The sequence below is a fragment of the Pseudomonas delhiensis genome, assembly GCF_900187975.1.
In the GTDB taxonomy this organism is placed as follows: Bacteria; Pseudomonadota; Gammaproteobacteria; order Pseudomonadales; family Pseudomonadaceae; genus Pseudomonas; species Pseudomonas delhiensis.
Genome location: NZ_FZPC01000046.1, coordinates 1 through 13,654 on the forward strand (window position 1 = coordinate 1; position 13,654 = coordinate 13,654).

A 13,654-nucleotide genomic window follows, 5' to 3' on the forward strand; every position below is an offset into this window, starting at 1 on the left:
AGGGAACTGTCAATCAGATTATGCATGGGTTTGGGTAGCCAGATAATTACAGGGTGTAGGTTCTCATCCCGCCGCAAAAAACAGATGCCCGCCATGCTGCTCAAGAAAACGACTGGCTGTTGCCCAACGGACAACGCAATTTCACGAGAAAGTCCCTGGCACGCTGTTTGTGCGTATTGCTATTCGGGCACTGGACTTCGGCGCCTGCTGCTTGGGAATGACTGCGGTTTAACGCGCCTGCAATATTAGGTAGCCACTAGAGTTTGAAATATCTGATCCGTTCGAAATCACCCCTTCCTGGTCTTACTTTTCAAAAGCTGCGGGCGGCTGGAGGGAGGTCTTCATGTCGGCGGCCTCTGGAGCCCGACGGGCGCCATGCTGTCGGTTCCTTTCATTCAGGCGGGGCCAGCTCGCCAGATTATGGGTGCGCAAGCAGGCTGATTCGATCGCCATTGGTACTTGACCGATTTTTTTTGGTACTCGGGGAAAATTTGAGACAGCGTTGTATGGTTGGTCTTTAAGTCACTGAATTAGCATCAACCTCTCATGCATTCATTGGGGTTATTGCAGTGGCTAGATATTGATGTCCTTGATCCTGTAGTCGTCGCCGGCCGTTCTGCTGCTTCGGGAAGTCTCTTTCGGATTGTTTGTGAAAAAGCAGCCTGGAGAGATTTAATTACTGCGAGTCAATCATGGCCATTGCCGCGTGCGATTTTTGGCAGTTCGGTCTCAAGCTTTCAATCCAAACACCAATAGATGATGGAAGTTCATAAATGAAATTGAAAAGCACGTTTGCCGTGGGCAGCCTGGTTGCCACTTTTTCGCTCGGCGCACTGGCCCAGGGAACGGGCGCGGTCGAGATGGAGGCATTCGGCAAGCGCTACTTCACCGATAGTTCTCGCGATATCGAGAACGGCAACCTCTATGGTGGTTCGCTGGGATATTTCCTGAGCAATGACCTTGCCCTGGTGTTGTCCTACGGCGAATACCATGACATGACTTCCTATGATGCTTTCCCACCGAACGGCCACAAGGACGTCAAGGGCAACCTCGCGGCCCTCGACGGGGTCTACCACTTCGGCACCCCGGGCGCTGGTCTGCGTCCATACGTGTCCGGCGGCTTCGCTCACCAGAACATCAGCAACCTGCCGCCACGCACCGGCCGCGACCACAGCACCTTCGCCAACGTCGGCGCCGGCCTGAAGTACTACTTCACCGAGAACCTCTTCGCCAAGGCGGGCCTGGACGGCATGTACAACCTCGATGCGCAGGAGGCCGAGTGGATGGCTGGCGTGGGTGTGGGCGTCAACTTCGGTGGCTCGTCCAAGGCCGCGAAGCCCGCGCCCGTAGCGCCCCCGGAGGTATGTTCCGACAGCGACAACGATGGCGTGTGCGACAACGTCGACAAGTGCCCTGACACCGCGGCCAATGTCACCGTCGACGAAAGCGGCTGCCCGGCGGTTGCAGAGGTGGTACGGGTCGAACTGGACGTGAAGTTCGACTTCGACAAGTCCCGGGTGAAAGAAGAAAGCTATGGCGACATCAAGAACCTGGCCCGCTTCATGAACCAGTACCCGGCGACCACCACCACCGTCGAAGGTCATACCGACTCCGTCGGCCCCGACGCCTACAACCAGAAACTGTCCGAGCGTCGCGCCAACGCCGTTCGCGACGTGCTGGTCAGCGAGTATGGCGTGGGCTCCGAGCGCGTCAGCGCAATTGGCTACGGCGAAACCCGCCCGGTCGCCGACAACGCGAGCGAGGCGGGCCGCGCAGTCAACCGTCGCGTAGAAGCCGAAGTGGAGACTCAGGTCAAGTAACTCCCACCCCCATGGATGCACCCGGCCGAAGCCGGGTGCATCCATGGGCGATCAGGAATCCTGGAGCGTGAAGGAGATAGAGATTTGAACCTTTGTCTTACCGCTGGAAATCTGCGACTCAGGCAACTGCGAGCAGCGTACCAGCAGCCCATCCGCATCTTGCTGGATGAATCTTGCGCAAGCGCCATCGATGCCAGCGTCGCCTGCGTTGAACGAATCCTTGCCGAGGGGCGTACCGCATACGGCATCAACACCGGCTTCGGCCTTCTGGCCTCGACCCGTATCGCCCCCGATGAACTGGAGAAGCTGCAGCGCTCGCTGGTGCTTTCGCATGCGGCCGGCGTCGGCGATGCCCTGGACGACGCCATGGTGCGCCTCATCATGTTGCTGAAGGTGAATAGCCTGGCGCGAGGCTATTCGGGCATCCGCCGAAAGGTCATCGAGGCGCTCGTCGCCTTGATCAATGCCGAGGTATATCCCCACATCCCGCTGAAAGGTTCGGTAGGGGCGTCGGGTGACCTGGCCCCCTTGGCGCACATGTCGCTGGTGCTGCTGGGCGAAAGCAAGGCGAGATACCGCGGCGAGTGGTTGCCAGCCCCCCAGGCATTGGCAATTGCCGGCCTGGAGCCGCTGACCTTGGCGGCAAAAGAGGGCCTGGCGCTGCTCAATGGAACGCAGGTGTCCACGGCCTATGCGCTGCGAGGGCTGTTCGAAGCTGAAGACCTGCTTGCCGCGGCGACCGTATGCGGGGCGCTGAGCGTAGAAGCCATGCTCGGCTCGCGCGCGCCCTTCGATCCCCGGATCCATGCGGCTCGGGGCCAGGAGGGGCAGATCGACATCGCGGCGGCGTACAGGGCATTGCTGACCGACGACAGCGAAATCGCGCGCTCGCATGAGCACTGCGACAAGGTGCAAGACCCGTACTCGTTGCGCTGCCAGCCGCAAGTGATGGGCGCCTGCCTGACTCAATTGCGCAATGCGGCGGCGGTCCTCGAGGTCGAGGCCAATGCGGTTTCGGACAATCCACTGGTGTTCGCCGACAGCGGCGACGTCATTTCGGGTGGGAACTTCCACGCAGAGCCGGTGGCAATGGCTGCCGACAACATCGCGCTGGCCATTGCGGAAATCGGCTCGCTGTCGGAGCGACGCATCTCCCTGATGATGGACCGGCACATGTCGCAACTGCCGCCATTCCTGGTCGAGAACGGCGGGGTCAACTCGGGCTTCATGATCGCGCAAGTCACAGCCGCGGCCTTGGCCAGCGACAACAAGGCGCTGGCTCACCCTGCCAGCGTCGATAGCCTGCCCACGTCCGCCAACCAGGAAGACCACGTATCCATGGCGCCCAATGCAGGCAAGCGCCTCTGGGCAATGGCGGAAAACGTTCGAGGAATCATCGCCATCGAATGGCTGGGCGCGTGCCAGGGGCTGGACTTCCGAAAGGGGCTTAGAACCTCCGCAAGCCTGGAGCAGGCCCGCCACATCCTGCGGGAGACGGTTCCGTACTACCAGGAAGATCGTTTCTTCGCGCCAGACATCGAGGCTGCCAGCAGGCTGCTCGCAAATGGCTGCCTCACCACGCTGATGCCTGCGGGAGTTCTGCCAAGCCTTTAAACCCTTTTTCCGGCGCCCCTCGGGGCGCCTTGCATCCTGTATGACAAGAACAATCAACGATCAGGAGTACATGGAATGTCGAAGCAAGCTGGCCTGCAGCGCGGGCTGAACGCGCGTCATATTCGGTTCATCGCCTTGGGGTCTGCCATTGGCACAGGCCTGTTCTATGGCTCCGCCTCCGCGATCCAGATGGCAGGCCCTGCAGTACTTCTGGCCTACCTCGTCGCAGGCATGGCGGTATACATGGTCATGCGGGCCCTGGGTGAAATGGCCGTTCGCGATCCCGTGGCGGGCGCGTTCAGTGAATATGCCAGTTCATACCTTGGGCCACTGGCAGGGTTCATCACCGGGTGGACCTATGCCTTCGAGATGATCATCGTGTGCCTGGCGGATGTCACCGCGTTCGGAATCTACATGGGGTTCTGGTTCCCGGAGGTGCCTCGGTGGATCTGGGTCCTGTCGGTCATATTCTTCATCGCCGGGCTGAACCTGTGCACCGTCAAGGTGTTCGGCGAGATGGAATTCTGGCTATCGCTGGTCAAGGTCGCGGCCATCGTCTCGATGATCCTGGCCGGCTTCGGGATACTGCTCTTTGGCTTTGGCCTCGACACCGCGGAGGCTGGCGTAAGCAACCTCTGGGCGCATGGCGGTTTCATGCCGAACGGCATCGGCGGGGTGATCGCATCATTTGCGGTTGTCGTCTTCGCCTTTGGCGGCATCGAGATCATCGGTATCACCGCAAGCGAGGCAGAAGACCCGCAGCGCGCCATACCCAGGGCGATCAATGCCGTGCCGGTTCGTATCCTGCTGTTCTACGTGCTGACCCTGTTCGTGCTGATGGCGATCTTCCCATGGCCGCAGATCGGTACGCAGGGCAGCCCATTTGTCCAGATCTTCGACGGCCTGGGAATCAGCGCGGCCGCTGCAATCCTGAACCTGGTGGTCATCACCGCGGCGCTGTCGGCCATCAACAGCGACATTTTCGGCGCAGGCCGCATGCTCTACGGCATGGCCCTCCGGGGGCAGGCACCTGGCAGCTTTGCCAAGGTTTCCCGCAATGGCGTGCCCTGGCTCACCGTGGTGGTGATGGCCGGGGCGCTCTTGCTTGGCGTTGTCCTGAACTACCTCATACCGGAGGACGTTTTCCTGTTGATCGCGTCCCTGGCGACGTTCGCCACGGTCTGGGTGTGGCTGATGATCCTGCTGTCGCAGGTTGGCATGCGCCGGCAAATGACGGCGCAGGAAGCCGCACGGCTGAAGTACAAGGTGCCTTTCTGGCCTTATGCCCCAGCCGCCGCAATCGTCTTCATGCTGTTCATATTCGCCATACTGGCCGCGTTTCCGAAGACCCAGATGGCGCTCTGGGCCGGCTTCGCCTGGGTAGGCCTGCTCGTGATCGGGTTCCGGACCATGAATCGCAGGGGAGGGGCAGGGGACAACGTTGCCGAGGATGTAGGCTGATGAGCCTGAGGTTCCGGATGCCTGGCCAGCGTTGACGCTGGCCTTTGGGCCGCTATCGCAATGAGAGCGGCCCTGAGCGTTGCGGCATTGTGGCTCCGTAGAGGGGGGTTGAGGGAAGCGATACCCATCGCCACGACCGTATGGGCTTCCAAGCTCAACCCGTCCTGCGAAGAGCGACGTGGCGCAGCTGACCGAGGCGCCGGTGCCTGACGATGACGGCGGATAACGCCGTAGGCGTTATGCACCCTACGCGGCCAATCGCAGGCGGAGTCCGCCAGCCCGGTGAGCCGGTAATGGAATGAGGGTGGGGGAAAAAGGTGGGAAAAAAAGGGTGGGGCGCAGATCAGCGTGGTAGGAGCAGCACCGGAGTGAGGTGAAGCTGATCGCGCCCCAATGACTGTGGATTAGTCGATGATTTCAATGCGTGGTTGTTGCGAGGTAATTAGACACCGGCCCTGGATATGGAGATATATGACTTGTCTGAAAAACTTGCCTTTATCATGTTGCGGCAAGGAGTCGCTCGGCTGGCCGACGATCATGCTGAAGAATCATGGCCTCGGCATGACCGGTACAGGTGGACCTTGAGGAGGCCTTTGTTGCAGAAGAAGTATCCGGTGCATCCGAGCAGGCTGTAGCGGGTGGCGCGATAGCATGCGATGGCGTGCGAGCACTCCAGGCGTTTGATCCTGCGGTAGGCCCATTGCCAGTGACGCGCAACACGCCATCCGGGGGGAGTGGAGGATTGAATCATGGCCTGCTCCTGGTAGGACAGTATATTTACTCTGATAGTTGGAAATGAGAGGAAGGCTGCGAGAACTTTCTTGCAGATGCGAGCGGAAGTCGGCCTCGTCGAGGCCAGGTAGTCACTTTCATATTCGGGCAATTTGGGTAATTGCAGGTATTCAGCTCCCCAGCCCCGGATGTGGCCCTTAAAAAATGGGCGCTACCAAAATCATCGATAACAGAGCGACGAACCGCGTCATCGTGGTAGCGCCCGTAAACCAAAGCCAAAAGGGAAGAGAGCGACTTATCTAACCACTTTGCGAGGCCAGTAAAAATAGAACTTGTCTTGACTTTATTTGGCGGCGTCTCGAAGTTCGAAGTTTTCTTCGGTCATGTAAACCAGGGCATGGGAAACATTGATGAGCGTGCGCGCAAAGTTCTTGAGCGAATACTCGATCAAATGCCATGCAGGCCGGCATCCAATCGAGGCGGCAATCGATGTCTACTGCATCGATCTTTCCCGAAGGCTCCACACAGGACGTTCGAACAGAACCCATTGCGCACACCTTCACGAAGGAGCGTTGTCAGGGAACGGGTAGAAGAGAAAGGGGGCATTTTGCTGGGGGCGGTTTCTCCAGATCAGGAGGTGGAAGGCAGCAGGCATCGCTCCAGCGTCATCCTGGCAAATACTAAATTTAACATAATATACATTATGCGAAGTCATGGATAAGCGCAGGTGCAGATGGCCCCTGCAGAATCCACCAGGGAAAACCGCTTGTTTGCCGGCTTCGACACCGTCCCCCTGATCGACCAGCTGTTGCTTCGTCTCCGCTCAATCATCATTGCTGCTTGCCCGTTGCCCGTTGCCCGTTGCCCGTTGCCCGTTGCCCGTTTCTCTTTCTGCCTTCCTGTCGAACCGGCTTCGTAGTGTCGATCCATCGTGGCCTTCGGTTCGTGACAGGTTTCGCTCACAAGCTCAGTGCTCGATCATTTCACATTCCCCGAGCGAATCCGCCGGCATCCGTTCAAGCCCTGGTCCAACACCAACCAACACCAACACCAACACCACAACGCAGCGCGACGCTACGTGAAATCTGCAAGCCTCGTGGCCATTCCCCGTCACGCTTTTCACGCAGGCGCATCACCCGTTCGCGTTCGCAGTTCGCCTGTCACAGCGACACGCAACCGACCTCAGGCTGCATTGGCGCCGATCCGCGTGGCGCTCCCTTTATGGCTTGGCGGGATTCATCGACGCGACCCCAACCAGAGCCAGAGCTGCCGCCAGTGATCCTGGCCCGGTTGATCGCGGCGAGACATTCAGAACGCCTGTCCCAACCGGCCTCCAGCGGCCATGGGCGTCGCAATGGCTGCCTTGCCGCGACATGCGAAAATCGCCTCACGGCCCCTCGACCTGCAGGGCTCAAGCTGTCTAGAATGCAGGCTGCAGGCCTTCCTGTCTGTCGCTTCCCGCCCCGCCGGGTCTATTCGTTAGCGCGCAAGTAATATCCGATAACAGCCAGACCTGGATATTGCGCCATACCCCGGTGCGAGCACCGTTTTCCCCATTCCCAGCCCTGACGATGCCGCAATCGCCACAACCACTCTTCGAGACCTTCGCCCGTTTCCATGAGCTGAACTTCATGCAGCTGAGCGAGGAATTGCCCGTGGTGCGCGGCTACCTGCAGGCGTTCGACGAAGACGTGCGGGCCATCGAGGGCTACTTCGCCGTGCATGGGCCCTGCTGGTGGCCGGCAAGCCGCTGCTCGACCTGCGCCGCCGCGATGCCGAGGCCTTCATGGAATTCTGCCTCAACCCGCCCGCCGACTGGGTCGGCCCGGTCATCAAGTCGCGTTTCATGCGCCTAGGCGGCCGCAAGAAGCTGGCGTCCGACAGCCATGTGCCGAACCCCGCCTGGCGCCCCTTCAGCACCACCCTGGCCAAGCGCGAGCGCAAGCTCGCCAGCGAGGCCATGAGCCCCCTGCCCTTGCGCCCGTACCGCATGTCCCAGGGTTCGGTGGCGCAGGTCTTCGCCGTGTGCGGCATCAGCGCGCCATCGGCGTTGTCCACGTCGAACAGCACGGTGTAGAGCACCACTTTGCCCGCCGGCGGCGCCGTCGTGGCCTGGGTGCCGCCCTGCTCGCGCTCCTGCCCCGGCGGGTCACGAATGCCTTCTGCGCCTTGTCGGAGAGGCGCGCAAGCACGGCGCCAATCTCCAGGATCCTCTCGATCACCATCATGCGGAACTCGGGCGAGGGCTCGAAAGGCTCCGGCTGGGCAGCCAGCGTGTCCAGCCAGGCCCGCTCCACCTCGCGCCGGCGCCACAGGTCGACGCACATTCCGCGGGCCATCGCGCACAAATAAGCGCGCGCATCGACAGGGCTGGAGAATCCACGGGAAGCAGGTTTGACGAGCAGACGCAAAAACACGTCATGCGCCATGTCCGCTGCGTCGGCTGCATTGCCAAGGCCCTTGTACAGCCATCCCTTGAGCCAGCCGTGGTGATCGCTATACAGCAAATGCAGCCCCTGCTGCCCGGGAAGCTCGGCGACGGACATTGGTGGCCTCGTGGTTGCTGGAGAAGCGCAGGGAGGGATTGCAAAATGTAAATAGTTACCATTTGCAACCTGATAGCCACCCGCAAAACAAGCCAGGCAGACAGGCATCCCCTCTTCCGTGCCAGCCTTGCCGGAGGCCTGGCGAAAATCATAAGATGGTAATAAGTCTCAATTTCATGAACCGGACTATCCATGTCGGCATCGCGTACCAGGGAATTGGTGAGTCACCTCTATCAAGACAATCACCGCTGGCTGCTAGGCTGGTTGCGGCCGCGGGTCAATTGCACCGAGCTTGCCCGGGACCTGGTGCAGGATGTGTTCATCCGCATCCTGACTGCCCAGGACGCCCCGGATCGCCTGCAGGAGGTACGCGAGCCCCGGGGCTACCTGGCCACCATCGCGCGTAGGCTGATGATCGACCACTACCGGCGCGATCGCCTGGAGCGCGCCTGGCTCGAGGAGCTGGCCGGCCAGCCCGAGGCGCTGGAAATCAGCGAAGAGGACCGGGCCATCCTGCTGGAAACGCTCTGCGAGCTGGACCGTATGCTGGCCGGGCTGGGCCCGAAGGTGCGGCGCGCTTTCCTGCTCTCCCAACTCGAGGGCATGACCTACCGGAAGATCGCCGAAGCCGAGGACCTCAGCGAGGTCACCATCACCCGCTACATCGCCAAGGCCACCCATCACTGCATGCTCTTCCGCCTGGGAGCCCTGCCCTGAGCCTCCTGGACCGCCTCGACCGACAGCAGCGCGAAGCGCTGGAGCAGGCCGCCACCTGGCACAGCCTGCTGCAGAGCGAACACGCCACCGAGCACGACCGCAATGCCTGGCAGCGCTGGCTGGAAGAGCGCGGCGAGAACGCCTGGGCCTGGCGCCAGGTGGAGCTGACGCTTGGCCAGTTCGGCCGCCTGCCTGCTTCGCTCGCGCCCCGGGCCCTGCTCCAGGCCGAGCGGAACGGACGCCTGAACCGACGCACGCTGCTCAAGGGCTTCGTGCTCGTCACAGGCGGCACGGCACTGGGCTATGGCGGCCTTCGCTACACCAGGACGGCGGGATGGGATGCGGACCTGCGTAGCCCGCTGGGCGAGCGGTTCGGCACTACCTTGCCTGACGGCACCCGCGTACAGCTCAACAGCGACAGCGCGGTGGATGTCGCCTATGACGCCCACCAGCGCCAGTTGATCCTGCGTCGCGGCGAGCTGCTGGTGACCACGGCCCCCGATAGCCTGAACCGCCCCTTCCTCGTCCAGGTGCCGCAAGGAACGGTGCAGGCGCTGGGCACCCGCTTCGCCGTGCGCCTGCAGGACGACAGCGCCCAGGTCGCGGTCTTCGAGCACCGTGTCCGCCTCACGCCGGCCCACGGCCAGCCGCTGTTGCTCGAGGCCGGCCAGCAGTGCTCGCTCAGTGCCGATGCTGCCGGCAGGCCTTTCCCCGTTTCTCCGGGCCAGGATGCCTGGAGCACCGGGCTGCTGGTCGCCAACCGGCAGCGGCTGGATGAGTTCCTGGCCAAGCTGGCTCGCTATCGCAGCGGCTGGCTGCACTGCGACCCCGCCGTGGCGGGGCTCAGGATCAGCGGCACCTTCTCCCTGGACGACACCGACAAGGCCCTGCGGGCGGTGGCCTCCAGCCTGCCGGTGCGGGTCGTCCAGCGCACCCGCTATTGGGTCAAGGTCGTGCCTCGCTGAAAATTTCTGCGGGCCGCTGATAGGTTTCCCCGTGCTCCTTCGACTCATCAAGCAGAGGGCAAACGCCCCACTGCCAACCTGGAAGAGCACAACACCACCATGAGAGCACCCTTCGCCCCACGTCCCCTCCCCCTGGCGCTGGCCCAGGCGCTGCTGTTTTCCGCCGTACTGGGCCTGGGCGTCCCGCCCAGGCCGAACCCGATGGCGCCGACGTGCGCGAATACCACATCGGCAAAGGCGACCTGGGCGCAGTGCTGACGCGCTTCGCCACCGAAGCCAAGGTCCTGATCTCCTTCGACCCGGCGCTGACCGACGGCCGCGTGAGCCACGGCCTGGACGGCCGCTACAGCGTGCAGCAAGCCCTGCAACAGCTCCTCGATGGCTCCGGCCTGCAGGCCGTGCAGGACAGCGACGGCCGCTACACCATGAAGCCGGTCTCGGAAGAGCCGGTGAACCTGGGCGTTACCCAGGTCATCTCCAGCCCCCTGGGCACCACCACCGAAGGCACCGGCTCCTACACCACCGGCGCCACCGCCGCCGCCACCGGCCTGCCGCTGTCGACACGCGAAACGCCGCAGTCGGTGAGCGTCATCACCCGCCAGCGGATGGACGACCAGAACATGACCACCCTCGGCGACGTGCTGGCCAACGCGCCGGGCATCTCCGCGCCGCAACTGGATAGCGAGCGCACCGTCTTCGCCTCGCGCGGCTTCTTCATCAACGACCTGCAGTACGACGGCATTTCCAGCTACTACAAGAGCAACTACGCCGCGGGCGAGTCCGAGCTGGACGCCATCATCTACGACCGCATCGAGATCGTCCGCGGCGCCACCGGCCTGCTCACCGGCGCCGGCGAGCCCTCGGTCTCGGTCAACCTGGTGCGCAAGCGCGCCGACAGCAAGGAATTCCGCGGCGAGGCCCAGGTCAGCGCCGGCTCCTGGGACAACTACCGCAGCACCCTGGACCTGTCGGGCCCGCTGACGCCCACCGGCAACGTGCGCGGCCGCCTGGTGGGCGCCTACCAGGACAAGAAGAACTTCTTCGACCGCTATTCCCGCGAGGGCCACGTGGTCTACGGCGTGGTCGACGTGGACCTGACCGACGCCACCACCCTGAGCCTGGGCGCCAGCTACCAGAAGTCCGACGCCGACGGCCTGACCTACGGCGGCGTGCCGCTGTGGAACAGCGACGGCTCGAAGACCCACTACAGCCGTTCGTTCAGCATCGCGCCGAAGTGGAACACCGAGGAAGTCGAGGTCAAGAACTTCTTCGCCAACCTCGAGCACCGCTTCGATAACGACTGGCAGGCGCAGTTCCGGGTGATGCACAACCGCAACGAGGTGGACAACGCACGCATCTTCAACTGGGGCTTTCCCGACACCGAGACCGGCCTGATCGACGCCGAACCCTCGCAGTCCCGCTTCCCCGGCGAGCGCAAGCAGCAGAGCACCGACCTGCGCCTGTCCGGCCCGTTCGAGCTGTTCGGGCGCACCCACGAGGCCGTGGTCGGCGCCACCTACTTCGACCACAAGTACTCCTTCGACTGGATCGGCAACAAGACGCCCTGGCTATCCCCGGTCAGCGTGTACGACTTCGGCCACGTGGCGGAGCCGGAGTGGGACTACGAGAACCGCGAACTCTCCGAGCGCAACCACACCAAGCAGAAGGCCGGCTACGCCGCCCTGCGCCTGTCCCTGGCCGACCCGCTGAAACTGATCCTCGGCGGCCGCTTCACCCAGTACGACCGCGAGGGCGCCGGCTGGGCCTCCTCGGGCGAGTACGACTACAGCGACCACAAGTTCATCCCCTATGCCGGCCTGGTCTACGACCTGAACCAGACCTACTCGCTGTACGCCAGCTACACCAGCATCTTCAACTTCCAGGACTACCGCGACCGCAACGGCGCCTGGCTCGACCCGGTCACCGGCGACGCCTACGAGGCCGGCATCAAGGGCGAATTCCTCGACGGCAGGCTGAACGCCTCGCTGGCCGCCTTCCGCATCGTCCAGGACAACCTCGGCCAGCAGGACGTCGGCTACTCCGTGCCCGGCAACCCCGACAGCCCGGCCTACTACGCCACCGACGGCGCACCTCCAAGGGCGTGGAGTTCGAGCTGTCCGGCGCGCTCACCGAGAACTGGAACGCCTTCTTCTTCGCCACCCACTACAGCGCCAAGGACTCCGACGACAACGACGTGAACACCCAGCTGCCGCGCACCATGGCACGCCTGTTCACCACCTACCGCCTGCCGGGGCAATGGAAGCAGCTGACGGTGGGCGGCGGTGCCAACTGGCAGAGCCGCATCTACTACGACGGCGTAGGTCCCCAGGGCCAGCGCCAGGAGCAGTCCGACTACCTGGTCGCCAGCCTGATGGCCCGCTACGACATCACGCCCCAGGTCTCGGCGCAGCTGAACGTCAACAACCTGTTCGACGAGAAGTACCAGACCGCGGTGAACTGGTACGGCCAAGGCGTGTGGGGCGCCCCGCAACGTCCTGGCCACCTTGAACTACAAGTTCTGAGCGGCATGGTGCCCCTCCGTCGCTTCCCGCTGGAACGACAGCGCCCCGGTGTCATGCCGGGGCTCTGGTTGTGGCCGCGAACGGTCGGTGAGGATGGTCAACTGCACGAGCTTCGCGAGCCGGAGGCCAAGACGTTGCCCTCGCCCTCCCCTGTCATCGACAGGAGCATGGTCGAGGGCAGGCATCGATTCGTGCAGGCAGGTCGCCGCTCTCAGGCTGCCCCTTTTGAGACCGGCCCTTCAGCGCAGGTTGCAGCGCTCGAAGAAGGTCTCCCGGCTCTGCACCATCAGCGCCGCGCGCTTGTGCGGGAAGTCGAATTCCTTTTCCCGCCAGAAGCCCAGGCGCTGCATGTGGCCGATCATCCGCGCGTTGTCCGCCCGGGGCTCGGCGACAATGCGCCGGGTGCGCGGCTCGTCGAGCAGCAGGTAGTGGACCAGGGCGTCCAGCCAGCTCTGCACCTTGTGCGGGCCACGCTGGCTGTCCTCGCCCACCAGCATGTGGATGCCGCGGTCGTAGTCGTCCACTTCGTAGAACGGCGCGATGCGGTCTTCCTTGGCCCAGTAAGCCTCGAAATAGGCGAAGGGCTGGTCGTCGAAGCAGCCGATCAGGGTCAGCGCGTGAGGGTCCAGCGCCAGCTTTTCCAGGTAGGCGCGGTGCTGCGCCGGGCTGCCGCCCTCCTGCCAGAACTCCAGTACGCGCGGGTGGTTCTGCCAGCGGTTGAAGCGTTCCAGGTCGGCGTCGATGTCCAGGGTGCGCAGGGAAATCCAGCTCCCCAGGCACGCATCGAAGCGCCGGTAGACCTCACCTTCCGGCTTGGGCGGGCGTAGCGGGTGGCGCTTGCCGGCGCCCATGCGGAACACCTGGGGGAACGTCCCCTCGCGAGGCTGGCGCAGCCATGGCTGCGGCAGTTGCCAGAAGGCGCTGCGCTCAACCTGCGCCAGGCCGTCGCCGTTGCGGCTGAGCAGCCCCTCGGCGTACGCCTGGGCCGGGCAGTTGGCCGTTTGCAGGAGCAGTACCTGGCGCTGTTCGTCGCCGGCGAAGCACCAGTAGGCGAAGGCCCAGAGGGCGAAGGGCGATGCCTCGGACAGCAGGTGCCAAGCGTGGCCATCGCTTTCCAGGGCGAGCAGCACCGCGCCGTCGAGCGACAGCGCCAGGCGCTGTCCCTGCGTCTCGGCACTCAGTTGACGGCCATCGGGCAGCGGCAGGATGGATTCGGGAAGCGGACTGGACATGCGGATATTCTCGCTTGGAAGCGCCGCCCCCTTGCGGGGTGCGGC

At 63.2% G+C, this 13,654-nt stretch carries 8 protein-coding genes and 2 pseudogenes; 8 read left to right on the forward strand and 2 right to left on the reverse strand.

Going from position 1 to position 13,654, the window contains the following annotated elements:
• Nucleotides 1–773: 773 nt before the first annotated feature.
• From CHC02_RS28055 to CHC02_RS31030, 4 genes and pseudogenes are all read left to right on the forward strand, one after another.
• Complete coding sequence (locus CHC02_RS28055) at nucleotides 774–1,820, forward strand: OmpA family protein (RefSeq protein WP_089394660.1); 1,047 nt, start codon at nucleotides 774–776, stop codon at nucleotides 1,818–1,820.
• A gap of 84 nt (nucleotides 1,821–1,904) precedes the next feature.
• Nucleotides 1,905–3,434: a histidine ammonia-lyase gene (hutH, locus tag CHC02_RS28060; protein WP_089394661.1), complete on the forward strand. Its 1,530-nt coding sequence runs from the start codon at nucleotides 1,905–1,907 to the stop codon at nucleotides 3,432–3,434.
• Nucleotides 3,435–3,509: 75 nt separating this feature from the next.
• Nucleotides 3,510–4,895 carry an amino acid permease gene (locus CHC02_RS28065; RefSeq protein WP_089394662.1) on the forward strand — a complete coding sequence of 462 codons (1,386 nt, stop codon included), beginning with the start codon at nucleotides 3,510–3,512 and terminating at the stop codon, nucleotides 4,893–4,895.
• 2,303 nt (nucleotides 4,896–7,198) lie between these two features.
• Nucleotides 7,199–7,659: pseudogene (locus tag CHC02_RS31030) on the forward strand (site-specific integrase); the annotation flags it as partial.
• A gap of 1 nt (nucleotide 7,660) precedes the next feature.
• On the opposite strand, the gene CHC02_RS28075 reads toward CHC02_RS31030, so the two are convergent.
• Nucleotides 7,661–8,173 (reverse strand): sigma factor, encoded by a 513-nt coding sequence (locus CHC02_RS28075; protein WP_089394663.1) that lies wholly within the window; start codon nucleotides 8,171–8,173, stop codon nucleotides 7,661–7,663.
• A 192-nt stretch (nucleotides 8,174–8,365) separates the two neighbouring features.
• On the opposite strand from CHC02_RS28075, the gene CHC02_RS28080 reads away from it, so the two are divergent.
• From CHC02_RS28080 to CHC02_RS30830, 4 genes and pseudogenes are all read left to right on the forward strand, one after another.
• The gene (locus tag CHC02_RS28080; protein ID WP_089394664.1) at nucleotides 8,366–8,890 is read left to right on the forward strand and encodes a sigma-70 family RNA polymerase sigma factor; all 525 of its coding nucleotides are present in this window, start codon (nucleotides 8,366–8,368) and stop codon (nucleotides 8,888–8,890) included.
• A gap of 38 nt (nucleotides 8,891–8,928) precedes the next feature.
• The gene (locus CHC02_RS28085) at nucleotides 8,929–9,855 is read left to right on the forward strand and encodes a FecR domain-containing protein (protein ID WP_089394665.1); all 927 of its coding nucleotides are present in this window, start codon (nucleotides 8,929–8,931) and stop codon (nucleotides 9,853–9,855) included.
• A gap of 212 nt (nucleotides 9,856–10,067) precedes the next feature.
• Nucleotides 10,068–12,053, forward strand: coding sequence for a TonB-dependent receptor (locus tag CHC02_RS28090; protein ID WP_208604369.1), 1,986 nt, complete (start codon nucleotides 10,068–10,070; stop codon nucleotides 12,051–12,053).
• Nucleotides 11,957–12,223: pseudogene (locus CHC02_RS30830) on the forward strand (TonB-dependent siderophore receptor); the annotation flags it as partial. The gene CHC02_RS28090 and the pseudogene CHC02_RS30830, both read left to right, overlap by 97 nt.
• A gap of 393 nt (nucleotides 12,224–12,616) precedes the next feature.
• On the opposite strand, the gene CHC02_RS28095 reads toward CHC02_RS30830, so the two are convergent.
• Nucleotides 12,617–13,609: a GNAT family N-acetyltransferase gene (locus CHC02_RS28095; RefSeq protein WP_089394666.1), complete on the reverse strand. Its 993-nt coding sequence runs from the start codon at nucleotides 13,607–13,609 to the stop codon at nucleotides 12,617–12,619.
• Between the last annotated feature and the right edge of the window lie 45 nt (nucleotides 13,610–13,654).

Bases quoted from the DNA above. Each gene is read 5' to 3' on its own strand.
- CHC02_RS28055 (WP_089394660.1), top strand. From the start codon at position 774: ATGAAATTGAAAAGCACGTTTGCCGTGGGCAGCCTGGTTGCCACTTTT.
- CHC02_RS28065 (WP_089394662.1), top strand. From the start codon at position 3,510: ATGTCGAAGCAAGCTGGCCTGCAGCGCGGGCTGAACGCGCGTCATATT.
- CHC02_RS28075 (WP_089394663.1), bottom strand. From the start codon at position 8,173: ATGTCCGTCGCCGAGCTTCCCGGGCAGCAGGGGCTGCATTTGCTGTAT.
- CHC02_RS28080 (WP_089394664.1), top strand. From the start codon at position 8,366: ATGTCGGCATCGCGTACCAGGGAATTGGTGAGTCACCTCTATCAAGAC.
- CHC02_RS28095 (WP_089394666.1), bottom strand. From the start codon at position 13,609: ATGTCCAGTCCGCTTCCCGAATCCATCCTGCCGCTGCCCGATGGCCGT.